Origin of the sequence: Anabaena sp. FACHB-83, assembly GCF_014697485.1 — a bacterium.
In the GTDB taxonomy this organism is placed as follows: Bacteria; Cyanobacteriota; Cyanobacteriia; order Cyanobacteriales; family Nostocaceae; genus Nostoc_B.
The window spans coordinates 1-26,478 of record NZ_JACJRY010000013.1 but is presented as its reverse complement, the minus strand read 5'-3'; the positions used below and the strand labels follow the sequence as shown (position 1 = coordinate 26,478).

Annotated in this window: 24 protein-coding genes; 8 read left to right on the top strand and 16 right to left on the bottom strand. The window is 42.6% G+C overall.

Annotation, left to right across the window (positions count from 1 at the left end):
- Positions 1-53: 53 nt before the first annotated feature.
- Positions 54-1,277 (bottom strand): hypothetical protein, encoded by a 1,224-nt coding sequence (locus H6G79_RS16880; RefSeq protein WP_190590383.1) that lies wholly within the window; start codon positions 1,275-1,277, stop codon positions 54-56.
- 126 nt (positions 1,278-1,403) lie between these two features.
- Here H6G79_RS16880 and H6G79_RS16875 point away from each other — a divergent pair, with 126 nt between their 5' ends.
- Complete coding sequence (locus H6G79_RS16875) at positions 1,404-1,946, top strand: DUF721 domain-containing protein (protein WP_190590384.1); 543 nt, start codon at positions 1,404-1,406, stop codon at positions 1,944-1,946.
- Between the two features lie 1,129 nt (positions 1,947-3,075).
- On the top strand, positions 3,076-3,411 hold the full coding sequence (locus H6G79_RS16870; RefSeq protein WP_190590385.1) for a hypothetical protein: 336 nt from the start codon (positions 3,076-3,078) through the stop codon (positions 3,409-3,411).
- Positions 3,412-3,536: 125 nt separating this feature from the next.
- Here the strand turns inward: H6G79_RS16870 and menB are convergent, their stop codons facing one another.
- The 5 genes from menB to H6G79_RS16845 all read right to left on the bottom strand — a co-directional run bounded on the left by menB (position 3,537) and on the right by H6G79_RS16845 (position 9,949).
- Complete coding sequence (menB, locus tag H6G79_RS16865; protein WP_190590386.1) at positions 3,537-4,370, bottom strand: 1,4-dihydroxy-2-naphthoyl-CoA synthase; 834 nt, start codon at positions 4,368-4,370, stop codon at positions 3,537-3,539.
- A gap of 481 nt (positions 4,371-4,851) precedes the next feature.
- Positions 4,852-6,573, bottom strand: a complete 1,722-nt coding sequence (gene menD, locus H6G79_RS16860) for a 2-succinyl-5-enolpyruvyl-6-hydroxy-3-cyclohexene-1-carboxylic-acid synthase (protein WP_190590387.1) — start codon at positions 6,571-6,573, stop codon at positions 4,852-4,854.
- A gap of 214 nt (positions 6,574-6,787) precedes the next feature.
- On the bottom strand, positions 6,788-8,200 hold the full coding sequence (locus tag H6G79_RS16855) for a cation:proton antiporter (RefSeq protein ID WP_190590388.1): 1,413 nt from the start codon (positions 8,198-8,200) through the stop codon (positions 6,788-6,790).
- A gap of 221 nt (positions 8,201-8,421) precedes the next feature.
- Positions 8,422-8,754, bottom strand: a complete 333-nt coding sequence (locus H6G79_RS16850) for a P-II family nitrogen regulator (RefSeq protein WP_190590389.1) — start codon at positions 8,752-8,754, stop codon at positions 8,422-8,424.
- Positions 8,755-8,839: 85 nt separating this feature from the next.
- Positions 8,840-9,949, bottom strand: a complete 1,110-nt coding sequence (locus tag H6G79_RS16845) for a sodium-dependent bicarbonate transport family permease (RefSeq protein WP_190590390.1) — start codon at positions 9,947-9,949, stop codon at positions 8,840-8,842.
- Between the two features lie 815 nt (positions 9,950-10,764).
- On the opposite strand from H6G79_RS16845, the gene folB reads away from it, so the two are divergent.
- Positions 10,765-11,127 (top strand): dihydroneopterin aldolase, encoded by a 363-nt coding sequence (gene folB, locus H6G79_RS16840; protein WP_190590391.1) that lies wholly within the window; start codon positions 10,765-10,767, stop codon positions 11,125-11,127.
- 10 nt (positions 11,128-11,137) lie between these two features.
- Positions 11,138-11,584, top strand: a complete 447-nt coding sequence (locus H6G79_RS16835) for a gamma-glutamylcyclotransferase (protein ID WP_190590392.1) — start codon at positions 11,138-11,140, stop codon at positions 11,582-11,584.
- A gap of 154 nt (positions 11,585-11,738) precedes the next feature.
- On the opposite strand, the gene H6G79_RS16830 is transcribed toward H6G79_RS16835, so the two are convergent.
- From H6G79_RS16830 to H6G79_RS16820, 3 genes are all read right to left on the bottom strand, one after another.
- A complete protein-coding gene (locus tag H6G79_RS16830) occupies positions 11,739-12,362 on the bottom strand; it encodes an anti-sigma factor (RefSeq protein WP_190590393.1) in 624 nt (207 codons plus the stop codon).
- A 167-nt stretch (positions 12,363-12,529) separates the two neighbouring features.
- Positions 12,530-13,186, bottom strand: coding sequence for a sigma-70 family RNA polymerase sigma factor (locus H6G79_RS16825; RefSeq protein WP_190590394.1), 657 nt, complete (start codon positions 13,184-13,186; stop codon positions 12,530-12,532).
- A gap of 606 nt (positions 13,187-13,792) precedes the next feature.
- The gene (locus H6G79_RS16820; RefSeq protein ID WP_190590395.1) at positions 13,793-13,942 is read right to left on the bottom strand and encodes a hypothetical protein; all 150 of its coding nucleotides are present in this window, start codon (positions 13,940-13,942) and stop codon (positions 13,793-13,795) included.
- 283 nt (positions 13,943-14,225) lie between these two features.
- Here H6G79_RS16820 and H6G79_RS16815 point away from each other — a divergent pair, with 283 nt between their 5' ends.
- On the top strand, positions 14,226-14,999 hold the full coding sequence (locus H6G79_RS16815; protein ID WP_190590396.1) for a L,D-transpeptidase: 774 nt from the start codon (positions 14,226-14,228) through the stop codon (positions 14,997-14,999).
- 76 nt (positions 15,000-15,075) lie between these two features.
- On the opposite strand, the gene H6G79_RS16810 is transcribed toward H6G79_RS16815, so the two are convergent.
- From H6G79_RS16810 to gcvT, 6 genes are all read right to left on the bottom strand, one after another.
- Entirely contained in the window at positions 15,076-15,618 is a 543-nt protein-coding gene (locus H6G79_RS16810; RefSeq protein ID WP_190590397.1) for a late competence development ComFB family protein, read from the bottom strand.
- A gap of 110 nt (positions 15,619-15,728) precedes the next feature.
- Complete coding sequence (locus H6G79_RS16805) at positions 15,729-16,634, bottom strand: M23 family metallopeptidase (protein ID WP_190590398.1); 906 nt, start codon at positions 16,632-16,634, stop codon at positions 15,729-15,731.
- A 324-nt stretch (positions 16,635-16,958) separates the two neighbouring features.
- The gene (locus H6G79_RS16800; protein ID WP_190590399.1) at positions 16,959-17,918 is read right to left on the bottom strand and encodes an AEC family transporter; all 960 of its coding nucleotides are present in this window, start codon (positions 17,916-17,918) and stop codon (positions 16,959-16,961) included.
- Between the two features lie 248 nt (positions 17,919-18,166).
- On the bottom strand, positions 18,167-21,085 hold the full coding sequence (gene gcvP, locus H6G79_RS16795) for an aminomethyl-transferring glycine dehydrogenase (protein ID WP_190590400.1): 2,919 nt from the start codon (positions 21,083-21,085) through the stop codon (positions 18,167-18,169).
- Positions 21,086-21,244: 159 nt separating this feature from the next.
- Complete coding sequence (gene gcvH / locus H6G79_RS16790) at positions 21,245-21,634, bottom strand: glycine cleavage system protein GcvH (protein WP_190590401.1); 390 nt, start codon at positions 21,632-21,634, stop codon at positions 21,245-21,247.
- Positions 21,635-21,783: 149 nt separating this feature from the next.
- A complete protein-coding gene (gene gcvT / locus H6G79_RS16785) occupies positions 21,784-22,899 on the bottom strand; it encodes a glycine cleavage system aminomethyltransferase GcvT (protein ID WP_190590402.1) in 1,116 nt (371 codons plus the stop codon).
- Between the two features lie 151 nt (positions 22,900-23,050).
- Between gcvT and H6G79_RS16780 the strand changes: the two genes are divergently transcribed.
- The gene (locus H6G79_RS16780) at positions 23,051-23,545 is read left to right on the top strand and encodes a pentapeptide repeat-containing protein (protein ID WP_190590403.1); all 495 of its coding nucleotides are present in this window, start codon (positions 23,051-23,053) and stop codon (positions 23,543-23,545) included.
- A 175-nt stretch (positions 23,546-23,720) separates the two neighbouring features.
- On the opposite strand, the gene H6G79_RS16775 is transcribed toward H6G79_RS16780, so the two are convergent.
- Positions 23,721-24,065, bottom strand: coding sequence for a DUF760 domain-containing protein (locus H6G79_RS16775; protein WP_190590404.1), 345 nt, complete (start codon positions 24,063-24,065; stop codon positions 23,721-23,723).
- A 428-nt stretch (positions 24,066-24,493) separates the two neighbouring features.
- On the opposite strand from H6G79_RS16775, the gene H6G79_RS16770 reads away from it, so the two are divergent.
- Positions 24,494-24,919: a BON domain-containing protein gene (locus H6G79_RS16770; RefSeq protein WP_190590405.1), complete on the top strand. Its 426-nt coding sequence runs from the start codon at positions 24,494-24,496 to the stop codon at positions 24,917-24,919.
- Between the two features lie 325 nt (positions 24,920-25,244).
- The gene (locus tag H6G79_RS16765) at positions 25,245-26,099 is read left to right on the top strand and encodes an amino acid ABC transporter substrate-binding protein (protein ID WP_190590419.1); all 855 of its coding nucleotides are present in this window, start codon (positions 25,245-25,247) and stop codon (positions 26,097-26,099) included.
- Positions 26,100-26,478: the final 379 nt, after the last annotated feature.

The window sequence follows — 26,478 nt, the reverse complement described above, 5'->3', positions numbered from 1 at the left end:
GAGCATATTCTTGATATTTTCCCCATCCTATCTTAGATGTAGATCACTTAGTTTCACTGCACCCGTGCTTTAATTCCTTTGGCTTGTAGTTCTTGTAATCGTTGTGCAACTTGTTCTTTGGTTTTTAAAGCAGCAAGATGAATCAGTTTATTGTCACCCGATAAATAAGCATCAGGAACTATTTGCTTGGCAGTCGCAAAACTGCGATCGCCTTCATTATCCATAACAATGTGATAAAACCCATCTGCTGCGGGTTTGATTTCGCTATTTACCTGTGGTGAAGTGACTAAAGGCTGTGTTGTGGGGATGGGTGATACATTCAATGGTTGTACTGGCTGCACCTCTGGCAAAGGATTAACGGCTGGTGGGGCAATTACCACAGGTGGATTTACAGGTGCGGCTGCATTTGGGGGAGTTTTTGGTTGTAAACCCACAATATCGTTAGGATCTTTCAGTTCAGGAAATTCTTTCGCCGCTAAGTTGGGATATTTGGGTATGGGAGTGAGTTCGGTTTGTTCTGGGGGCTGAGATTGGCTGGCGGCTGGCTGAGTCTGGGTTGGATTGGTATTAGTTGCAGAATTTCTGTTAAATATTTTATCGAAACTCAACTGCGGCAAGCTTTTGGGATTAAAAACTACATAGCCCAATGTCAGACTAGCCATCAACAATAGCAACATAGAGCCGATACCCAAAGGCGATAGCAAACTATCTTGAGAATTACTGGGTGGCTTGGTTGGTTGTGGTTGTTCATCATTGAGACTCCGCAGCAATGCTTCACTGGATTCTAAGTAATCATCTGGCTGAGTCGGAGTTTCTTTCGTTGACATCAAATTTTCACTTTCAGCCGCCTTGAAAGCCGCAGGCACGATACTGCTAGTTGACTTGGGTGATGGTAGGGGAATTTGAGTTTGTTGGGAATCGGTAAAAGATGTTGGCTGGGGTGGATTTGTTGTTTCAGTCTTGGCTACTGTGACTGGTTTTTCGACAGAAACTTCCGTCACAGGTGCAGGCGGTATACTGGTTTTAACTTCTGTGACAGGTAGCTGAGTTTTGCCAGTTAATGCCGTGATTGCTGTTGAATTTTGGAGTTGAGTGTTAACGTTACTACCTGTTTGGGCTTGATAAGCTGTCTTGGCTGCTATACGTGAACGACGGTATCTAGCCAACTCTTGGTCTAGCTGCACTTCTAAACTGGCCAGGGCTGCGGCTAGTGCTGGCTTCAACTCAGGTGTTTTAGATAATTGAATACCGGAATCTATCGGCGAGTTTTGACTCATTACCTGTCTGCCTCAAACCTAGACTGTTAGTTTAACTTTAGATAATTTGTGCTAATGGTAGCGAAAAATTTCTCATCACTATAGACTTTCTTGAACTATCTTGAATTTCAGCACTTGGAAGTAAAGATGTCTTTGAAATCAGTCAATGATATTTTAGGCTGTTTAGAACAGCAAGCCAGATGGCAAGAACAGCCATTTCAAAAAGTGCTGCATTTTTGGGCAGAGGTGGTAGGTGCAGTAGCCGCTAAACATACCCAACCAATCATGATTCAGCGAGATGTTTTGCGTGTGGCAACTTCCAGTGCTGCTTGGGCGCAAAATCTCGCTTTCAAACGCCAAATTATTCTTTTAAATTTAAATCCAAAGTTACCTGCGCCGTTGGTTGATATTCGCTTCTCTACGGCTGGCTGGCAAAATTCATCAGCCAAACCCCAACTAACCACAAATTTACCCCAAGAACATCCTAGTTATCTGGGAAAGGCGGGTGCTGTTCAAATTGATGCTGCACCTGCACAGGAAACTCCTGAAACTGCATTTGGGGAATGGGCGAAAAAAATGCAAATGCGATCGCATAATTTACCTTTGTGTCCCCAATGTCATTCTCCTACACCTCCAGGCGAACTCCATCGCTGGCAAGTTTGCGCTATTTGTGCATCTAAGCAGTTTTAAAACCTGCCTCACTCCTGAATATGTCAGGACTTACGCACAAAGATTATCTGTGGAGATTGGGTGTAAGGGTGAAAGGGTTTGGGGTGTAAGGATTTTGAATCAGTACACACGCCACTTGGCTCAAATATGAGTCCTAATATGTAAACAATATTTAATAAAGTTGATATTTTTACAAAAAAAATCGCAAAGCTTTTGTAAATTTCATATTCTCTATAGGTTTCCTGGAAAATACTTAAGAAATCTAGAGTTAATTTTTGGCGTTTCCATAAACAGTTAGAAATTATTAACTGGAGTTATGCCTTGAGATTCCTCCCCAAAAATCAAGTTTGGGCTGATATCGCCATCCTCAATGATTTATAAACATCTCTCTTCCTTGTCTACCTTGTCTCCCTTATCTGTGTTGCTCAAATATCAAATAGGAATGCCATAACATCGCATCCCATTTTGGATTGGAAATAGCAGCCTACATTTATAGGAATCATATTTGATTTATGAAAAAAATCAGTACACCCAGATCAGCCGTCTTTCCTACTCCCTACTCCCCATTCCCTACTCCCTGCTTACACAACTAGATTCAGGAATCAAACCGTATTCCTATAGCTAGGAGTTTAACTAAAATTTTTACCAGGATTTTAGGTAACGTCCATACTCAAACTTTCCCTGGTTATCTCCGTTCTGAGTACTGATTGACACATCACAATTTTTATTTTTAACGCAACTCAGGACTGAATTGAGTAAACATTATTTCTCAGTCTAGCAATTTTCCCTGATGCCATCTCAGTAAGAACTATGTAAGTTTCAACTCAAATAGCTACATTAAATACACAATTTTATCGTTAACTAGCTATATAAGGTGTCAAAAAAAATTAAAGTTAAACCCAGCTTAAATCTAAACTTTTAGTTTTAGCCTTGATCCCTAGCTTGTTTGAGCTAAAAACTAGTAGGTAAATACTTTACCAATCATTTACAAATATAACAAGATTCTAAAAACATCCTGAAGTTTATTTTTCTGTTGGGATCGCTAGAACCTAGAGTAAATAATCATTTGTTGGCAATATTACGTATTTATATCTAGGAGCAAAATATAAACATATCAACCAGCCCTGAACAGCACGAAAGATGAACTCAAATGAAACCGATAAAATTTTTGACATCTGCCTGTAGATATTGTCGTCATTACAAACCAGAAGGTCGCCGTGGCGGAACTTGTCAACAGTTGGGAGCGCATGTGCAAGCCAGTTGGAAAGCTTGCGCCTTAGCGATCCCACCTTTTGCTCCTTCTTGGGAAACTTTAGAAGACTCTTGGAGTTTGCCAGATGGAACACCTGTTTTAGATGGTGTTCATTCTCTAGTTTCTGTGGCAGACAATATAACAGTTGTGCCTATAGAAGAAATAGCTAATTTAATTCCTGAAGAGACTGAGGCTAAAACAGTAAGTGCTAATTTAGCAACTATTTCTTATTAAACTCAGTTTATAGACATTAAAAAAATATTTCTCTTAAAAATTGCTAGTGCTGTAAACTTTGACATTTGGAAAAATCGCACCTGATACCAATTGTGGTATAGCTGGAGGTGCGATTTTTGCCATTTTTAAGGTAGCCAAGGGAAAGAGCGAAAATTAGGCGATCGCTTTTCTAAAAATGCTTGCTTACCTTCTGCACCTTCTTCAGTCATGTAATAAAGTAAAGTTGCATTCCCCGCCAGTTCTTGTAAACCTGCTTGCCCATCACAATCGGCGTTAAATGCAGCTTTCAGACAGCGAATGGCAATGGGGCTTTTTTGTAAAATTTCTTGCGCCCATTGAACACCTTCATTTTCTAATTCTTCTACAGGCACAATACAGTTAATTAAACCCATATCCAGGGCTTGTTGAGCATCATATTGCCGACAGAGAAACCAAATTTCTCGTGCTTTTTTCTGCCCAACACTGCGGGCGAGATAACTAGCCCCAAAACCACCATCAAAACTGCCGACTTTGGGGCCAGTTTGACCAAAAATAGCATTATCAGCTGCAATGGTGAGGTCGCAAATCAAATGTAAAACATGCCCACCACCGATCGCATATCCCGCGACTAAAGCAATTACTACTTTTGGCATTGAACGGATCAATCGCTGTAAATCCAGCACATTCAAGCGAGGAATCCCCGCATCATCAACATAACCCGCTTGTCCGCGCACACTTTGATCACCACCAGCACAAAAAGCGTACTTGCCATCAGTGTGAGGGCCAGCCCCAGTAAATAGAACTACCCCAATACTTGTATCTTCACGGGCATCACAAAAGGCATCGTAGAGTTCAAAGACTGTCTTTGGGCGGAAAGCATTGCGTTTATGGGGACGGTTGATGGTGATTTTTGCAATACCATCGGTTTTGTGATACAGGATATCTTCGTAGGTTTTGACAGATTGCCAGTTAACTTGCATGAGAATGAATTGCGCTATCGTGCTTGAGAATTTTATCGCGGACTGAGAAGCGATCGCTAAATTACTTTCAAATCAAAAGATGTACTAAGTAAGTGGACACAATTATTTAGAAGACGCATTTCGACTGCGCTCAATGCTCGATCAGCTGGCTAGAAGAGGGTTGAGTTTCGACTTCGCTCAACTCCCGCGAAGCGATGTACTGAGCCTGTCGAAGTTTGGATACTGAGCGCAGTCGAAGTATCCAAACCCGGTCATCTCAAATTAGGTTTAATTTAGTCCTTCTACTTATCACTGTGTAGGTAAAGGGGCAAGGGTGAAAAAGAGGCTAGTACAACAAGGCAAAAGTCAAAAGGAAAAAGAAAGAATATTGATAATACCAGCGTTTTAGCAATTTCTTCTGGTCTGTTTATTTACGCCGACCTGTATTAGTTTAACTATCGATTTTTTGAGACTGTGCGCGAAACAAAAAACATCTCACTAATCAGCAACTCCCAAATTTTCCTAGATTTTCCTGTCGCCATTTAGCATCAGCTTTCCGATTTGTCTGCACCTCTAAAACTCTGATTCCTTGAGTTGGTAACGAATTTAGTTTTCCCTGTAAATCTTCCCAAGAAGTAATTAATTCGTGCTGTACACCGTATGTAGCAGACAATTGAGCAAAATCAATATCCTGGGGTGTGCCGAAAAATTCTTCAAAAGGTGGGTCGAATTTGGCGATAGGTAACATTTCAAAAATTCCCCCGCCGTTGTTATTAATTAAAACAATTGTGAGATGACCGACAAATTTATTGCGGATTAAAAAACCATTAGTGTCATGTAATAATGCTAAATCTCCTGTCAACATCACACTGCTTTGTTGATGATGGGCAATTCCTAACGCAGTGGATAATGTGCCATCAATTCCATTCGCGCCACGGTTAAAATATGTCCGCACTCTTAAATTATTCGGTCGCCAAAAATACTCCACATCTCGCACAGGCATACTATTGGCAATAAAAAACGGTGTTCCTGGGGGTAATGTTTGAGACAACAACCAAGCTGCTTTCCCTTCAAATAAATTCTCCATTGTCGTCATCGTCTGGTCAACGGCAGTCCTGACTTTTGCTTCTGCAATACACCAATTTTGCAGATATTCCGATGGCGAATTTTGATTGTCACTTGGCCTAATATCTAAAGTTTCGACACTGATTCGTAAATGTGTGGTTTTGCCGTGGAGGGGGTCAAGATTTTGGTCACTGGGGTCAATTATCCAGCGTTGCGCTTGTGTCGTATTTAACCAAGTCCGTAGTTCTTTACTGGTAGGCATATCTCCTACCTGAATGACCATTTTGGGTGCTAACTGCTTTGCCAATTGCTGATTACGTAAAATCAGGTCGTAGGTGGAAATTAAATAGGGGTTGAGGTCGGCGTAATTTCTCAGTGGTGAGAGTCCCTCAGCCAGAACAGGCCATTGCAGCGTTTGGGAAAGTTTGGCGATCGCTCTACAATAATTTTCAGGATTTTGTGGTTGGGCAACTCCGGCAATAATTACACCGCGATCGCAATTTTGCCATGCTGGGGGAGTAGGGAGTGTGGTGTAGGGAGTAGAAACAGTATTGGTAAAGGCTGAGAAGAATTCTTCTGGGTCAAACTGAAAGTCAGTACCATCGGGAACTGGCGCAAGGGGGTCACGGAAGGGAATATTTAAATGTACTACCCCTGGAGTTGGTATCTGCATTCTCTCCCAGGCATACATTACCATTTGCCGCAAATAAGCCAGCATTTCTGTATTTGCCGAAGGTAAGGCTAACTCAGTTTGCCAGTTGGGATAACTACCATATAATTTCACTTGGTCGATGGTTTGACCAGAATGACAATCTCGCAGTTCTGGTGGTCTATCAGTTGTTAATACTAAAAGTGGTACGCGGCTTTCTTTAGCTTCTATGACGGCTGGATAAAAGTTTGCCCCTGCTGTACCCGAAGTACAAACCAGTGCTACAGGTTTTCCGGTGGCTTTAGCTACTCCCAAGGCAAAAAAAGCCGCAGAACGTTCATCGAGAATAGATATAGCTTCAATATCTGGTACTTGTTGAGCAAAGGCAACTGTTAAAGGTGTAGAACGAGAACCAGGACAAATTACAGCACAAGTTAAACCCAGTCGCTTTAATGTCTCCGTTAAGACAAAAGCCCAAATTTGATTAACATTCTTATAGGCGACCAGCATCAAATCCAAGGTAGCTATCAGACAATATTCAATTTTAAAGGGAACAGGGGACGAGAGTGTGATGCCAAGTTGCAATCAAAGATACTGGGGAGTAGGGAGTAGGGAGTAGGAATAGTATGAGGTGTTCAAAACCCTTAAACCCTACACCCTTTCACCTTTACACCCAATCCCCACAAACAATTTTGGTGTCAACAGCCGCAATCTCGTAAAACCGTTACTCACTTGCTGTTTCTACAGGCGTGGTCGATTCTGGGATGGGATTCGTGGATGAACCAAAGGCAACCCGTAAAAAAGGTGGAGCCAGAAAAGTTGTCAAAATTACCATGATAATAATTGACACTTCCAGGGGCTTATCCAAGATGCCACTAGCTGAACCAATGCCGGCAAACACTAGACCCACCTCACCTCGTGGAATCATCCCAACCCCGATCGCTACTCGATTGATGCCAGGTTGTCCAAATACGGCCCAACCTGTGATCAGCTTGCCGATAATCGCTACTCCCACCAAAAAGACAGCAATCAATAGTCCTGCACGATTCTCCGGTACTGCTGGGTTCAAAACACCGAGGTCGGCACGCGCTCCTACTGTCACAAAGAAGACGGGTACCAGCAAATCAGAGATCGGTTTGATTAATTCATCTAACTCATTCCGGGCATCGGTTTCATCAAGTACCAAACCTGCTGCAAAAGCACCCAAAATCGCTTCGAGGTGAATGGCATTGCCTAAAAATGCCATAAAGAAAGCGAAGATAAATGCTGGAATGACGATATTTCCACGGGTTTTGAGCTGCTCTACGATCGCCACAAAACTTTTGTTAAAGACACCCCCCAACAAAATTGATCCAATCAAGAATGCCGTAGCGCCGACAATCAAGTAAATGACATTGGCAACATCAATTTCACCGGTTTTGGCTAAACTGGCGACTACAGCCAAGACAATAATGCCGAGGACATCATCAATCACCGCCGCGCCAACAATGATTTGCCCTTCTTTGGATTTGAGTTGACCTAACTCTGACAGCACTTTAGAAGTAATGCCGATACTCGTTGCCGTTAACGCTGCTCCCGCAAAAATCGCTGGAATGGCTGCAACATGAAAGAGCAGCATTAAACCTGCCGTACCTGCCGCAAAAGGTGCCGCGACCCCAACACAGGCGACAACTGTGGCTTGAATTCCCACTTCCTTCAGTTGCCGCAGATCGGATTCCAGTCCAATTTCAAACAGCAGAATAATCACGCCGATTTCAGCTAGAACCGAAATCACTTCACTTTGCGACTCAAAGATTCGGGTCAGCGCATCCGGTGCCAATTGATTCAATTTTTGCAGCGCCGTCATAACCACCGAGTCAGAGGCAGACAGCCCCCCTTCAGGAAAGATCACTAGGTGCAATGCCGAAACGCCAACAATCACACCGGCGACCAGTTCCCCCAGAACTGGTGGAAAATCCAAGCGTCTAGCGACCTCTGCGCCGAACTTGCTGGCCAGATAAATCACCACCAGTGTCAGCAATACGCCAGACAGAATAATCGGTGAATCCTCAGCAACAACGGTCGCCAGGAATGGTATCGGAGCCAAGAGAGCGGTCATCCCCCCACTGAAAGGAGGCAGAATGTTGGACAAGATCATGAGTTTAAAGGAATGAAGGTTAAGGGTTTGAGGAAATTATAAAACTGCGGGGGAAATGACTTCTGCACCAGGGTAAACGTCCTGCGGACAGGAAACACGGCCACTCAAAAGCCGAGGTCATGACCTCGGCCTTTGGGGTCGCTTTGTCTCGGTGCAACAGATGTCTGACCCACAGAAACTCGCTCCAATGGCTTGCTCCTTTCGTGGCGCGTCATTTCGATTTAACAGCCCTCTGGCCCACAGAAATGTCTCCCGTACAGTACCTCTGCTTCACAGATATAGATAATGCCCGCATAATCGGTGAAAAAAGTGATTGCGACCTTATCCGCAATCTTCTCTGCCATCTCCCTGGTTTCGGTGAGTACCTCGAACTTGACATTTGAATCGGTATCGGCAGTGTTGGGTTTACCTGTAGAGCGCACGTTGCGACTGCCTTTACCGCCAGTATCCACAACCGTATAACCGGTCGCCCCGCATTCATCGATGATCTTGGCGACCTTTTTCAGCAGAACCTTTTCCGTAACGATGACGAGCTTGTTGGCACGCTTGGCCATGTTGCTTACCTCCTGAAATGATGTACATTGATTTACTTGGTCTGCCCGATCAAGGAAGCGCCGACAGACCTCAATCCATCTGGGATTAGCCGCCGATCGCTTGGGCAAGTCCGAGGAAGAACGGTATACACAAGCCGATCGCAACTGGCGTACCAACGGCTGTGGACGCGCCTATATAGGCGGAGGGATTGGCTGATGGGATACCAGCTCGCAATGTGGGCGGCCCTGAGATGTCGGAACTGGAGGAGGCGATGACAGCTAGAATCACAACACCGCCCATGCTGAATCCCGCGACTTGGTGGGCAATCATGCCGAGACCGAAGGCGATTAGCCCATGTACAAACGGTGCCACCACACTATACACAACATACCACTGGGCTACCTTACGCAGTTCGCCAATTCTTGACCAAGCTTCCATCCCCATGACCAGCATCAAGATTGAAAGCAAGCCACGAAAGGCGGGATCGTAGAAGCTTTTATAGACACTTTCCGGTTGGGTGAACAGTCCCAGAGCTAGACCTAACAACATTGCCGATAGGGCAGGCCCCCGGAGGCTTTCCTCGATAATTGGCCATATCTTGACTTTGTTATCCCCAGCATCCTGCTGCTGGCTGAGATACTCCTGCCGGCTGCTGGGATAATCTTTTTGATCGGGATAATCGCCAGCCACAACGGGCTGCTCAAGAGAGTAGGCTGCTTCTTTACGCTTCTTCTTGTTGAGATAAATATTAGCCACAACAATTGCTGTTACCAGCGCGGGGATATCCATAAAGGGATAGAGTGCGCCAGCCCATGCCTCGTATGCCATCTTTTGTTCTTCCAGTACTGTCAGACCGGCAGCCATTGTAGAGCCACTCACGGCTCCAAACAATCCCCCGGTTGCGATCGCATCAACGACTTTGACCTTTGGCAGCTTGGCTAACGTATAGCGCGAGATGAATACAATCGTAATCCCTGTTATTACAGCAAAGATCATGGGTAACACCATCTCCGTCAGGTTAGAATTACGGATCGCAATTCCACCAGTTAGACCGATTTTGGTGAGCAGCATGAAGACGATGATCGTACAAATAGACTCAGGAATGACCAATTCGCTACCGAGGGCAGCGATGATCATGCCACCAATCAAAAAGGCGAGTGTTGGGGACTGCAATTGGGCAATGAAGTCCGTCACGAACAACGACACAAAATCCACGAATGCCTCCTTCTCCTCGGATGACGAGTATTGCAATAAATGAACTAAATGAACCGGAGGTTATTAAACCGGATGAGATTGGTGATTGCCATCATTGAGGTCAATGAACGGTATATCAAACGAACTAGAACCGACCCTTTTCATATAAAGGATGGGTTATAGATAAAAGTCGGCTGGATAATGGAATCTAACATCTGCGATCGCGTACTCAAAAAAGTCTCGACAACAGATTGCCGAGCGACTTCAAACTTTGAAAAACTAAATCGTAATAGTTAAATCATTTTGATATTCTTAACTTTACGCTACTCTGGGTAGTAATATTTACCGAGTGATCAAAAAAAAAGTTTTTGTATGTATAGATATTCTTCTATGGTTTTTAGATCACTAAAACTGCGAAGCCGTCGGTCGGGAGTAGCAGAACAATGTCAGTAGACCGAAAAGTTTGGCGATCTCTAGAAAATAGTAGTATTTGATACCATTTTTGGAGAAAAGTGTAAAAGCTGATTGCTTGGGATAAGCGATAAATTTAGCTGATTAAATAACCCCAAAAACTAGACAAAATCAGCCGGATGATAAATAGAGCAGGCTAGTGCTGAAGTATAAATTTCTCTGTTGCCATCGGCGGTTAATTATTCTTGCTTGTATCTCAATAGAATGAGAAACGCTATAAGCATAGAACGAATAATTACCATTTTTTGCTTGACTTTTAAATTTTGACTTCTATAAATATATGGTGCTTCTAATTGGGATGGTTCACCATTGTATGTAAGTCCTATGTTTGTTAAATTCTGTATGGCAAATTTATCTGGAAGACTATGGACTGTATTCATTTAACGGGAATTCGCTGCTATGGCTACACTGGATATTTGCCAGAAGAGCAAGTTTTAGGACAATGGTTTGAGGTGGATATTAAATTGTGGTTGGATCTTGCCCAAGCTGCTGAAACGGATGCGATCGCAGATACTCTTGATTATCGCAGTGTAATTAGCACTATTCAAAACTTAGTTAAAACATCTAAATTTGCTTTACTAGAAAAGTTAGCAGGTACAATCGCTGACTCTATCTTGCAACAGAGCGATCGCGTCACACAAGTCCAAGTCTTTGTTACTAAACCCGCAGCACCTATTCCTGATTTTGGCGGCAAAATTAGAATTGAATTGACTAGAGGTAACAGGTGACAGGTTACAGGTGATAGATAATAGATTAATATCTGCTGAAGAACTGCGGGTTTTTGTTTACGGTACACTAAAACCCGGTGAAGCTAATTATCAAAAATATTGTGCAGAAAAGGTAATCAATACCAAAAGGGCAGTCGTATTAGGCAAACTGTTTGCTTTGCCTATGGGCTACCCAGGGATGACATCAGGACAAAATCAAGTCCACGGCTATTTGCTTTCTTTCGCTGACCAACAGGTTTTACAATCTCTAGATTACTTGGAAGATTACCAACCCCATCGACCCACCTCAGAAAATCTTTACAATCGCCAAAGAGTTGAAGTGTACACACCCCAAGGCGAAGTTCTAAGTTGGGCTTGGGTTTATGTAATGAGTTTAGAACTTGTTCACCAGTTCAACGGCACTTTTTTGGCTGATGGCTGGTGGAGTGGTTGTGGTTTAGCACTCACTGAATTTTAGATTTTAAATTTTGGATTGAAGGGAAAAATCTAAAATCCAAAATTCTAGAGGTTTTTATTCCAGTGAAGTCATTTCTCTAGCCTCTAGCCCCTAGCCTCTTTTCCCCATCTACTTGTACTGCACTCAACCAAGAAACACTATATTTTACTTGGGGTTAATTCAAGTCTGGCTGAACGTTGTTCAGTTCCGGTTGGTTGAAGTCAATAGTGCTTTCTGGGGTAGTGACTGCTGCTTTGGGAATTTCAATCACTGGGTTATTTATCGCCACCATCAGGGGTGCTGTGGGGGTAGTAGATGTTTTAGCGGCTGATGGAGATTCTATTTCTGCTGGGGGTTTTTGTGCCAGTTGCGGTGTCCTAGATTCACTTCCAGGTAGCAAACCCGAAACTACACTAATAAAACAAGCTGCAACAGCCGCACCACCAAATGTCCAGGCTAGGCGTGAGCGACGACTCAACCGAGAGAAGACTTTTTGGGCTGTGACTTCTGGTGATTGTGCGGTGTCTGGAACTGGTAAAGTCCGTAAACCTTGCCGCAGTTTTAATAATCTAGCGTACAGGCATTGAACAGAGGCATCATTAGCCAACCATTCTTCTACTTGCCTGCGTTCTGTAGCTGTTACCTCACCATCGAGGTATGCACTTAATAACTCGAAGCGATCGCGCTTCACCATATCTGTAGTACCCGTTGATTCATTGGTATGTTGATCCATCCCTGCTGACAAATCTCCAGTAAGTTGTGAGTGGGAACGGTCGTTAAACTGAGAATCAGTAGTCATCTTAACATTATTACTAATCCATACACGGGTAAAGCAAGCTAGTAATTCTCAGAAATTCATTGATCAATTCCTGATTTTTCCTGACGGCAGCAGCAGACGTTTTGATTCCTCACAATTCTTAATCAATGTTTAAATTATCGCATTTAACAAAGGAAAGAGATTGTAATTTAGGTATCTAGATAATTTTGCAATTGCGCTTGCAGTCTGGATCTGGCTCTAGCTATTCTTGATTTTACCGTACCCAAAGAAACCCCTGTGATTTCGGCGATTTCTTCATAAGCCATGCCTTCAATTTCTCTTAAGACGATTGTAGTCCGAAAAACTTCTGGTAAGTCAGCGATCGCTTCTCGCAGTTGCTCATAAAATTCTCTGGTGGTCAACTCCTCTTCTGGCCCTGGAGTATCACCAGCAATTTCCCAATCCATTTCGCCATCATCTACCGCACGGGGAGCATCTAGGGACAATGGACTCACAACCCGCTTGCGTTTACGCAATTCATCGTAAAACAAGTTAGTAGCAATCCGGCTTAACCAGCCGCGAAACTTAGCAGGTTCTTGTAATCGGTTAATATTCCGATAGACTCGAATCCACACTTCTTGAGCCAAGTCGGCTCTATCCGCCCAATCGGGCGCTAAGTGGTATAAAACCCTATCTACTTGGGTTTGATAGCGACGCAGGAGTTCTGCAAACGCAGCACGATCTGGACGCAATCCCGCTTGACAGCGCAAAATTAAATCGTGGTTTGAGAGCTTGTCAACTTGCACCGATGCTTCTGAATATTTCGCATCAACCGTTGACCAGGATACAGCAATCGATTGACTCATAGATCGTATTCGCTTTAAATCATCCCTTACTATTAGACCTATGAAATGACAGTATGTTCCTGATTTAAGTGCCGGATTAATGACTGGAACACAAAAGCCCCGAATTTTGGTGAGATTCCTGGTTACAACAATGGTGCTGAACTCTAGTTTTCCACCAAAAAATAGGGTTTGCTGTTGAATCAAGCCACATTTATACTTATAGGTGTTTTACCTATAATTGTGCGGCTGATAGCAACTGACTATTTACCCTTGACAAGTTTTGTTTTTTATGTATATCAGATTAAATCTGTTATCACCTGTAACCTGTCACCTGCTCCCTGCTCCCCTGCCCCCTGCTCCCCTGCCTCCTCACCCCTCACCCTCACGGCAAAAATCTAAATCTGTTGACAGACGAATAGCTAAATTTCTGAGCTTCTACTTTGAATACTGAATTGAGTTTGAAGAAGTCGTTAGACTGTTTTAAAGATTGTGGTAACTTCACTAAGGGTAGAGTAGAATCTTGTTTTTGGTGATTGTTGCCGGAGATGATGAAGCTCGCAGAAATTCATAATTATTAATTATGAGTCAGACATTATGAATTTCTGCTGGCATCCTGGAAAACTCATGTTATTTATTGGGTCTAGTTACCAGAATTGTAGTTTTTTCTGGATGTTCTTGATAAATAGCATCAGTGTTCGCTGGATTTGTGATCCGAACTTGAAGAAAGAAATTAATGGAAAATGTGATTGTGACTGCTAACAATAGTTTTTCAAACATGAATTATCTCCCACCCACACCATTAATAATTGATTACCGTACTTGGAGAGTTCTAGAAACAAGCCTGAACGGAGGAAACCTGCGTTCGGTCTTTACAGGAATCAAGGTTTCTCTCCAGAAGTTTTATTTGCTGGGACATTTGCTTAAGTTAAGTTTGCCCAGAAAGATTGGCGAATATATAAGGAAACAGATAAGTATTTATGAATTATTGATAATTGGATGATGAGCGCATTCAATTATTCCAAGAGATGGATCTGTCAGGGATAAATAATAGGCGATCGCAATGATAAGAAATGAATCTATAACGCGTGTAGCAATGTTTCTCTGTTTTGGCGCAGCCATCTTGTCTTTAGCTGTCCATTGGCGAGTGACGACAACACAACAACAGTCGGATAATTCTGCCCCTAATCGGAAGTTTCCTGGGAGTATAGGAGAGACAGCCTTTGGCGCGTCTACAACTGCTGATGAATCTATTCCAAAACAGGATTCTGATCGTAAGTCAGGTATAGTCATCCGAAATGTAGCTAGGGATACGGCTATACCTAATAACAGAAGATTTGTTGGCGCTGAGTCAGAATCAAAAGAAAGTCGCAATACTGATACGCAACCAAAATCATTTTTTACCCAGTTTTCCACTCAACAAAAAACGGCTAGTAAACTGGGGGGGATGAAAATGCAAGTGGTGGTTGATTTAAGCGATCGCCGCACTTATGTTTATCAAGGAGATTTGGTTATCGCTAGTTATCCAATTGCTATAGGGAAAAAAGGCTGGGAAACACCTACGGGTTCTTTTCAAGTCATGAATATGCAGCATGACCCGATTTGGCGACACCCCATTACTGGTAAAGTGTTTCCTGCTGGTAGTGACAGCCCTTTGGGGGAGCGTTGGATTGGCTTTTGGACAGATGGACGCAATGAAATTGGGTTTCATGGCACACCAGATATCCATTTGTTAGGAACTGCCATTTCTCACGGTTGCTTGAGAATGCGTAATTCTGATGTCCGTTTGTTATATGACCAAGTTAAAGTCGGCACATTGGTAACAGTGCGTGATTAATCAAGAGTCAAAAGTCCATAGTCAAGAGTTTGTGTTAAAACATCCTAACCATCAACTATTGACTATTGACCAAAATTTATTTCTGCTCGAAGCTAGGGGCGTAGACTTGGAGTAAGCTACTAACTTGACGCAGCACTTCATTGCTTTTTACCAAAAATGGTGTTCTGTTATCTCCGATGTTGGGTTGGTCGAGGTTGCGACCGATTGCTTCGCCGACTTGCTGAGAAATCAACTCTTGTAATTCGGCCCTGGCACGTTGTCGTTGGTAGTTAGCACCTTCTTCTGTTGTGGCATATAAAGGTGGCAGGCGGTTGAGGGCATAGGCAGCAATATCACCCACATCCAGAGAACTTTCGCTGGTGGCTTCAATTTCGGCAACACGGGCGATCGCTTCTGTCAACACCAATTCTTCCATGACGTTGATAAATTGTTTGCGAGGTACCGCCACTACTTCACCTGTTAATAAAGCTCCCATTAATCGATCCAGGGCCATATACTCTTCTATTGAGAGTTCCGATGCGTTATCACAAATTCGCCCAACTTCTGCTTCCATTGCTGGTGTGAGATAACCATCCTGAAGAGCTTGTTCTACAATTTTTTCAATACTCATAACGCTCATCTTTTTTAAGCCACCCAAGTAAGGTAAGGACGGTACAAATCCAATTTATCTTGCCCAATTATCGGTGCATAATCTACAAATTATGCACACAGGTTATTAGTTAACATTTTTTATTGAAAAATCTGTGTTCGCCAGGGTACAGGGTCAACAGATTGGCCATTGACATACAAGCCCCAGTGCAAGTGCGGCCCTGTAGACGCGCCAGTTGAACCAACTGCGCCAATTAATTGACCAGCTTTCACAAAGTCGCCTTCCTTAACGTTAATGCGACTTAAATGTAACAATATGCTGGTTACTCCTTGACCGTGATCAATCCCGACTACATTGCCATGAACTCGGAAGCCTTGAGATACTGTACCCACTAAAGCAACTCTTCCAGATGCTGGGGCGGTTACAGGTGAACCTGTGGCTCCGGCGTAGTCTACACCCCGATGATAATAATCCTTTGCAAATTTACCATTATAGTAACGACGTACGCCATAGATTGTACTAATCCGGGCTTTGCTGGGTGCGAGGAATTTGCCGTCCCAATATTTTTCAGGGGTTTGCAAAGCTTTGAAGGCAGCGACACGCTTGAGTTCATGTTCGGTGGCTCCATCGGCGGATTTCCCTGGTGGGAGGGTGATGCGTTGTATGGGAAATTTGCGCGATCGCAATTTGACTGTTAAATTCTTAACTTGACCATCTCCCGCAATTTTTAAGGTTCGATTTCCTGCTGGTTCTAGGGGAGTGGTGGGAATGAAGGCACGATATTTGTTGGGCGCAACAGCAAAGGCTGGGTAAGTTTTCTCCCCTACCACTACCGTTGGTTGCTGATTATTTTCTTGGGTAACATCAATCATTACCGACAGGGTGTCTCCCAACTGGGGATTACTCGGAGATAACTGTACTTGTAAAGCTGCTGCTGGTAATGCCAATCCCAGAGGTAAAGAGATAAATATCCCGTAGAAAAGATTTTTTGTGTGGCGAGTTACTAGCCGACTCTGAGAACTTTTAGTATGATTCTCGATAATCATAGAAATATAATATAATTCCTTTCTTTTGTGAACATCTAGCCTAAATGATCATTGCTAGGGCTTTGTCCGCAATGTAATTATTTTTGAACACCATAATATTATGTCAATAAACATTCTAATGAATAAGCTATACCGATTTGGATGCGATCGCCAATAATCATCATTTGTTTCCATGAAATACTCTAGGCAGTCAAGCAAACAATAAGCTAAAACATGGTTAAGCGTTGTTGTTGCCAACCCTTGTTTTGCCGATACATTATAGTGTCCTAAGATTGATTACTCAAATAGAAGTTGTATCAAAAATTATTAAAGTGGTTATCAAAATCAACTAAACCACAAAAGCCACAAAGGCAGTGCTATAAATAAGCCAATAAATGTCAAGGCAATACTGCTGGCTAATAAGTTGCGATCTAAATCATAAACTTCTGCCAAAATTAATACAGAAAGACCAGTAGGTGTACCGGACATTAACACTAGTACTAAACGTTGTTCACCAGTTACACCAAAAAAGGTGGCGATCAATCCCACTAATACAGGTACAATAAAGACTTTCAGGACGCTGGCAATAGAAGCAATTTTAATACTTTTCCAGCCTGTAATTGTACCTAAACGCAGACCGACGAGTAACAAAGCCAAGGCGATGACTACCCAAACAGCTTGTTCTAATCCTGACTCAACAACTGCTGGTAATTGGATAAATTGAGTACTCAAACCCAGAAAAAATGTCCACAAGCTAGGAACTGTAATTAAATCGCGTAGCTGAGTCCACCAGTGCTGATTGATTGTGCTTTTACCAAAATAGCTGGCAATTAAGACTGCTATACCATAAGTGCCGATGACGTTGTTGGTAACGCTGAATAATACTGCCCAGTCGTTGTTGGCTGGACTAGTAAGGACTTGGGTGAGGGTGAGTCCAACAAAACCAGTATTCCCTAAAATGGTAGCGAGAATAAAACTGCCTAAACTGGCTTGCATCAATGGCATGTCCACGGCTGATTCTGAGGCTGGCTGTTGATGATGTCGGAACCACCGTATAGCTTGCCAAATCAACAATGCTAAAACCAAACTCAGCAGTAATACTGCAACTGCAACTCCAGGGATGAGGAAGCCGTGAGATAAATCAGTATGACGTGCTAAAACAAAAAGTTGTAATGGCACTCCCACCCAATACAAGCTGTTCCCCAGCCACTTGAGAAAATTATCTGAAGTTAATCGAGAACCTAATAATCCTATCCCAATCCACAGGAAAAGCGGGGTGTAAGCATGAATCAAACTTTCAATCATGATAGAGTGGCACCTTGGTTGAGGTGTCAAGAAATTGTGGATTTTGGATTGAATCTCAAATCTAAAATTCAAAATCTAAAATTCAGCACAGCCTCTTACATTATTATTTAACGCGATGTGCGACTTATTCTTGAAACCCCTCTCCAAACCTCTCTCCGTTTCGGAGAGAGGCTTTGAATCTTGCTCCCCTTCCCTGGTAGGGAAGGGGTTGGGGGTTAGGTTTGAGAGAAAGTCGCACACGGCGTTATTTATTCTGCGTAGGCCTCCATTGGTAAACAAGCACAGACAAAGTTTTTGTCGCCAAAAGCAGCATCAATACGACCGACAGTAGGCCAGAATTTTGCATCGCGCGTCCAAGGTGCGGGGTAGGCGGCTTGTTCGCGGGAATAGGGATGAGTCCATTCGCCAGCGATGAGACTTTCGGCGGTGTGGGGTGCGTTTTTCAAAAGATTATCTTCAATATCCATTTTGCCTGATTCAATTTCGGCAATTTCTTGACGAATAGCAATCAAGGCATCACAAAAACGGTCTAATTCTGCTTTTGATTCGCTTTCTGTAGGTTCTACCATGATAGTTCCCGCCACAGGCCAAGAGACTGTCGGCGCATGGAAACCATAGTCCATTAATCGTTTAGCAACATCATCGATGTCGATATTGGCGGATTTTTTGAGCGATCGCAAATCTAAAATACATTCATGGGCAACTAAGTTATTTTTACCTTTGTACAACACTGGATAGTAGTTTTCTAGTCGCTTGGCAATGTAGTTAGCATTCAAAATTGCCACTTTCGTTGCTTGGGTTAAACCAGCCGCCCCCATCATGGCAATATACATCCAAGAAATGACTAAGATGCTGGCACTACCCCAAGGTGCGGCGGCGACTGCGCCTGTTGAGTGGGGAGTGGGGAGTGGGGAGTGGGGAGTGGGTTTATTTATGGGAACTACGGCGTGTCCGGGGAGGAAGGGTACGAGATGGGATGCGACACCAATTGGCCCCATACCAGGGCCACCGCCACCGTGAGGAATACAGAAGGTTTTGTGCAAATTCAAGTGACAAACATCTGCACCAATATCGCCGGGACGACACAACCCGACTTGGGCGTTCATGTTTGCCCCATCCATGTATACTTGTCCACCGTGACGGTGTATAACTTGACAAATTTCTTGAATGGCTTCCTCAAATACACCGTGAGTTGAAGGATATGTCACCATCAACGCCGCCAGTTCACTACTGTGCTTTTCGGCTTTGGCTTTGAGGTCTTCTACATCAATATTACCGTCAGCATCACAGGCAACGGCTACGACTTTCATCCCACACATCACCGCACTTGCTGGGTTGGTTCCATGCGCGGAGGTGGGAATTAAACAGATGTTGCGGTGTGCTTCGCCGCGACTAGCATGATATTCATGAATGACTAACAGTCCGGCGTATTCTCCTTGGGAACCTGCATTTGGTTGTAGAGAAATTCCCGCAAACCCAGTAATTTCCGCTAACCACGCTTCAAGTTGCTGAAACAGAATTTGATAACCGCGTGTTTGTGATGGTGGTGCAAAGGGGTGTATCTTGCCAAATTCCTCCCAACTCACCGGAATCATTTCGGCGGTTGCGTTTAGTTTCATGGTACAAGAACCCAAAGGAATCATCGATGTTGTTAGGGATAAATCCTTGGTTTCTAGTTTGTGCAGATAACGCAATAACTCTGTTTCGGAGTGATAGCGGTTAAATACGGGATGGGTGAGGTAGCTGCTTTGACGGCGTGGCAAAATATCGGTAGTGGAATTTGTTAATTCTTCTACAGAGAAAGATAATTCATCTTGACCAGCGAAAATCTGCCACAGGTCGATTAAATCTTCTGCTGTAGTTGTCTCATCTAAAGATATACCAACAGCAGTCTCATCAAAAATTCGTAAGTTGATATTCCTACCTTGGCAACCTGCAAGAATAGTTTCGAGGTTTTGTGTACCTAACTCTACTCGTAACGTATCAAAGACATTTTCTGAACTAATTTTGTAACCCAGACGCTTTAAGCCTGCTGCCAAAATTACAGTTAACTGGTGAATATTTTCGGCAATATTCTTCAGTCCCTCTGGCCCGTGATACACGGCGTACATACCCGCCATCACCGCCAATAGTACCTGGGCAGTACAAATATTACTGGTGGCTTTTTCTCTGCGGATGTGTTGTTCGCGGGTTTGCAGTGCTAGACGTAATGCAGGCTTACCGTTGACATCTTTAGATAACCCAACAATGCGCCCTGGAACTTGGCGTTTATACTCTTCTTTGGTGGCAAAGTAAGCAGCATGAGGGCCGCCAAACCCCAAGGGAATACCAAAGCGTTGAGTACTACCTACAGCAATATCCGCACCAAATTCACCGGGTGGAGTGAGTAAAGTTAAGCTGAGGGGGTCGGCGGCGACTGTAACTAACGCGCCGACTGTATGGGCTTTATCGATAAAGGCGCGATAGTCGTAGATAGTGCCATCGGTGGCGGGGTATTGCAAGACTGCACCAAAAATCGGTTCAGCAAAATCAAAGGCTTGATGGTCGCCGATAATAATATTGATTCCCAGAGGTTTTGCTCGTGTTTGTAAGACATCAATGGTTTGGGGATGACATTCACGAGAAACAAAGTAGCTATGGGCTTTCGTTTTGCTGACACCATAACTCAGACTCATGGCTTCGGCGGCGGCGGTGGCTTCATCGAGTAAGGAAGCGTTGGCAATTTCCAAACCTGTTAAGTCAATAATCATGGTTTGGAAATTCAGCAGTGCTTCTAACCTGCCTTGGGCAATTTCGGGCTGATAGGGGGTGTATGCAGTGTACCAACCAGGATTTTCTAAGATATTACGACCAATTACAGGCGGGGTAACGCAGTCGTAATATCCCATACCGATGTAGGAACGACACACTTGATTTTTAGCCGCAATGTTTTTTAACTTTGCTAAGGCGGCATATTCACTTTGTGCGTCGGGTAATTGTAGTGTTTGCTGCGATCGGATGGCTTGTGGTACTGTGCGATCGATGAGTTCGTCTAGGCTGGCAAAACCCAGAACTTCCAACATTTGCTGAATGTCTTTGGTGTTGGGGCCTATATGTCGTTCTAAAAAATTAGAGTACGCTGTATTTTCAGGAAGGGTAGACTGGGTTTGAGGGGCATGGAATACCACAAATCGAACTCCGGACGCAACTATTTAATATTTTGCAATAAAAAATACTTTTAACAAGTCGGCGATAAATAAAAAAGATGAAGGATGAAGGCTGAAATTACTCTGCGATAAGCCACCCAAAGGGTGTCTGCATACTTCACACTTCATACTTCACACTTTTTACTCTTGTCCTTCTACCAGTGCGCTGTACTGACTGGCAGTTAAGGCATCATCTAGTTCACTGGGGTCATCAACACGTATTTTCAGTAACCAACCTTCGCCATAAGGGTCATCGTTAAGTAGTTCGGGATCATCAGCCACAACAGGGTTAATTTCTACCACTGTACCGGTTACGGGTGAAAAAACTTCTCCCACAGCTTTGACTGATTCGATTGTGCCTAATTCATCACCCTTAGCAAAAAGTTGACCAATCTCTGGCAGTTCTACAAATACAATTTCCCCTAATTCTCTGGCGGCAAATTCGGTAATGCCAATGGTAGCAATGTCACCATCTAGCCGTACGTATTCATGACTATCCTGGTATTTTAAATCATCAGGATATTGAGACATATTACTTACCCTCCAATTCTCACTAAAATTATTGTTCTCACAGTAATGCTGGTCATGTTTAATAATCAGGTTTACTGTAGCTTGAGTAGTTCACAACACATTATTCCTTAAAAAGCAGCAAAGGATGAAGTAAAAAATGTGATGTCACTTTATCCTTTTGTTTTTGACCGATAAAAGGGGCGTTTGACTACTAATGCGGGGTAGGCTTTACCGCGAATTTCCACTTCTAACTGTTGACCAACCTTTGCTAGTTTGCTGGGAATATATGCTAAAGCAACAGGATAACCCAGTGTTGGAGATATCGTCCCACTGGTAACTTCTCCTACAACTTGACCTGCGGATAAAACTTGGTAGCCGTGACGGGCGATGTTACGCCCTTGCATTTGTAAACCTACAAGTCGGCGTTGCACCCCGTTGGCTTTTTGCTGTTCTAAGACTGACCGACCAATAAAGTCGTCTTTGGTATCGAGGTGAACTAACCAGCCTAAACCTGCTTCTAGAGGTGTGATGTTATCGTCGATGTCTTGTCCATAAAGTGCCATTGCGGCTTCGAGGCGTAGGGTATCTCTAGCACCTAGTCCTGCGGGAACAACACCAGCAGCGTAGAGACTACGCCATAATTCTATGCCTACTTCTGGGTCTACCATAATTTCAAAGCCATCTTCGCCGGTGTAGCCTGTTCGGGCGATAAAGGCTGGTTGACCGAGTATATTTGCTTGTAAATGACCAAAGGCTTTAATTGGTTGTAAGTCTTGTTCTACAAATGGCTGGAGATATTTCTCAGCTTGTGGCCCTTGCAAGGCAATTAAGACTTTTTCGGGTGAGAGGTCTTGAAATTGAATGTCATCTAAGTTGAGGTTTTGCAATAGCCAGGTTTTATCTTTGGCTGTGGTTGCTGCATTAACAACGATCGCTACTTTCTCTTCACCTTGATAATAAACAATAATATCGTCAATGATTCCCCCTTGGGGATTTAACAATACTGTATATTGCGCTTGACCCGCTTGTAAGCGACTCAAGTCAGAAGGGACTAAACCCTGGAGTTGGTCAATGACTTTTTTACCTTCCAAGGTGAATTTGCCCATGTGGGAGATATCAAACATCCCCGCAGCATTTCTCACAGCTTCGTGTTCGCTGGTAATACTGCTGTATTGTACAGGCATTTCCCAACCACCAAAGCTGGTGAAGCGGGCTTTGAGTTCTACACCCAGTTGATATAAAGGAGTTCGCGCCAAGGATGCGGCGATGTTTTCTTGATTAGCCACAGGTAGTTATGCTCTTCAACTGCTATATATCCTAAGTCAAGGATGAAGCCTGAAGTCTGAAGTATAAAATTTCCGACTTCATACTTCACCCTTCAGACTTTAACCTAGTAATGTTATTTGTAGGAGTATTGAGTTTTGTTAAGAATAAGTTATGAAAAATTGGCGCATACTAGCGAGTGTTGTTTTAGCAATAGCTTTATTGTTATTCCCCTTATCGGCGGAGGCTGCTAGTTCTTCGAGTATTACCCGTTCGGCTGGGGATGAAGTGATAGCAAAGGATTATTCTGGTCAAAGTTTAGTGGGTAGTGAGTTTACCAACGTTGATTTGGAGAATGCTAACTTTAGCAATGCTGACTTACGCGGCGGTGTGTTTAACGGCACTATCCTAGAAGGTGTAAATCTGCATGGTGTAGATTTTAGTAATGGTATAGCTTACTTGACTAGGTTCAAAAATGCTGATTTGACTGATGCAATTTTGACCGACGCGATGATGCTGCGATCGACCTTTGATAATGTTGAGATTACAGGTGCAGATTTTACGAATGCCGTGTTAGACGGGACGCAGGTGAAAAAACTCTGTGTTAAAGCTAGTGGTGTCAATTCTAAAACAGGTGTAGATACGCGAGAGTCTTTGGGTTGTAGGTAAATTGATAAAAATAACCCTCCAGATATTTGGAAGGTTTTAATTGATGAAATTTTGAATACAGCAGTCATATTTGATTTGTGAAAGTCAAGAGGCTCAGATCCCCGACTTCTTGAAGAAGTCGGGGATATTTTGGTTCACGAAGGGTTTAGGATTACTATATTAATCAGCAGAACAATTACTCAGGATTTGTAGATTGTTCATCTGCTAAATGAAAAGTTTTTTCTATTTGCAGTCTTTGTTCGGCGTTACGTAAAAAATAGCCATCTACCATAGCTGAACCTAGTAATCTGCCTAATTCTTCGCGGTTAGTAGTAATCATAGTATTAAATCTGTCATGGGGCAAATTGCCTAAGATTGCCACAATTGTCTGTTGAATTAAGTGTAATACTTCTGGGGAATCTGGTTTAGATAGTTGGACAACTGTATCTCGATTGAGAGATTGTAGATATTGCCAAAACTGATTATTTTTAATATCTTCCGGCATAAAGTTGTCTGGCTGGTGAGGAGAAAGATTACTCATAGGATGATTTATTTTGTTGCGGCGATATCTTGAATTTATCAGATTTTTGCAATATATAGATTCAAAGTAACCGAACATCTCACATCTGGTTTATTCTACTTCTGATAAATCTTGCTTGGCTAGAAAGAAGTAGGTTCTATGTAGGAATAAAAATATTATTTTCTATATATATGTATCAAAAATAACTAGTGATTTATTCTATAAAAATATAAATTTTTGACAAAATATAGGCAAATATCTAATTAATTTGATAACATCATAAAACCCTTATCAAATTGCTTAGGATACCAGTCGAAAAAATATCTTAGGCATCTATATTGCTTAATAGCTGGCAACTTGCTATAGCCTATTAGATTGTTGTTAAGTTTTCTCTTCAGAATCGCATCTATCTCTATTGACCGTTGCAAGTATTCAATTTGGAGACAGATATGAAAAAATTATTGCCGTTGATCATCAGTAGCATTTTGTTAGTTGGTGCTGTTGGTTGTCAAGAAAATCATCAAGATGCTGCTAGAAGTTCTACTAATAACCCAACTTCCCAAGCATCAGCAAAACCCGCTTCTCAAACTACAGATAAAACACCTAAAGATACAACTGAGAAAACAGCAGTAACTAAAAATACTCCTGTAACTACAAAATCTGAGGGTGCATTAAAAAGTGAAGTTGTTAAAAAGCTGAAAGCCGAGTTACCAAATAATAAATTAGAGGTAGAAGCTAAAGCGGGGAATATCGTAATTAAAGGGACGGCGACATCGAATGCAGAGTTAAAAAAAGCTGAAAAATTAGTTAAGGAAGTCAAAGGTGTGAAGAGTGTCAAAGTAGAAGCGAAAGTGCTAATACCTAATAAGATTTAACTTTAGCCTGTATGTAAACCCCTCAGACTGGAAGTCTGGGGCTATACAAACAAAGCCTGCCTATTGCGATTGGCGCACCACGCAGGCTAATTATATTTAGTAGGAGAATTGAGCGTTTTGAGTAAGTCCTGGTAAAGAATCATTACCAGATTCAACTAATTTGCATTTGACAGGGATAATTACTGTATTTTATCCATCACAACTGATTTTTTGTGAGGGTGCTGTGCATAGAAGTTTTGATTTAAATTGCTTATCTGGATTCTTCAAAATCACTAAATATACTAGAGTAACTATTCCTGTGATTAGTCTGGCTTTAGCAGTAATTATGCCTAATGCTGCTTTAGCTGAGACTGTGATGCAAAAAGTTGCACGTACAGGGGTACTGACTGCTGGTACTAGTAAAGATGCACTGCCTTTTGCATACACCGATGACCAAGGTAAATTAACTGGTTATTCGGTAGATATGTTAAATGTCATCAAACAACAATTAGAAAAACAATTAGGCAAAAAAATTCAATTAAAATTAGTCGGTTTGACTCCTGCACAGAGAATTCCAAAAATAGTTAACCGGGAAGTTGATATTGTTTGTGATGCTAGTAGTTTTACTTGGGAACGAGATAAAAAGGTTGATTTCTCGGTGAGTTATGGTGTGACGGGGACGCAATTATTAGTGAAATCAGGTAGTGATATTGGTTCGCCAGAATCGTTAATTGGGAAAAGAATTGGGGTGTTAGCACAAACTACAAATGAATTAGCAATTAAACAGGTACAACCCCAAGCTAAGTTGGTTTATTTGAAAACTCGTGCGGAAGGTTATACAGCGTTAGAAGAAGGCAAAATTGATGCTTTTGCGTCTGATAGTATTTTGTTGGAAGGATGGTTGCAAAAGGCAAAGAATCCTGATAATTTTGCGATCGCACCCGATCGACCTTTTTCACGAGAAGGTATCGCTTGCATGGTTCCAGAGGATAATTCTAAGTTTCTCGATGCTGTAAATTATTCTCTGGTGAAGTTTATGCAAGGTTTTGTCAACGGCGATAGTAAATATGTGGCTATTTTTGACCGTTGGTTTGGGCCGCAAGGCGCGGTTTTTCTGAATCGAGATTTGCGCGATTTAACTGTGGAAACGATGCAATTGGTGATTGAGTTTCGTGAGGAAATTCCGAAGAGAGAACTGTAATTAAGTTGGGTCAATTGGTCACGGAAGATTAAGTTCAAATTCCCAATTTCTTCTCCTGTATAATTTACGCATCAAAACGAAAAATCAAGGGGTTTGGTGTGTATTTATTTAAAATCCTTACACCCCAAACCCTTTCACCCTGACACCCAATCTCCACGGATAATTTTTGTGCGTAAGTCCTGTCCTGCACTTGCACCAACGTGCAGAATGGTACATTGATATTACTCCACTATACAGCACCTACGGCTGTTATGAGGTACAGTAGCAGCAACTAGCAAACCAGTTTCTTAAATGTTGAGGATTTATTAAGTCGAGTGCAACTGAGATTAGTTTATCAACCATTTCTGTTGTAGTTGGAGCAAAATTGCGTAAAAAAGAT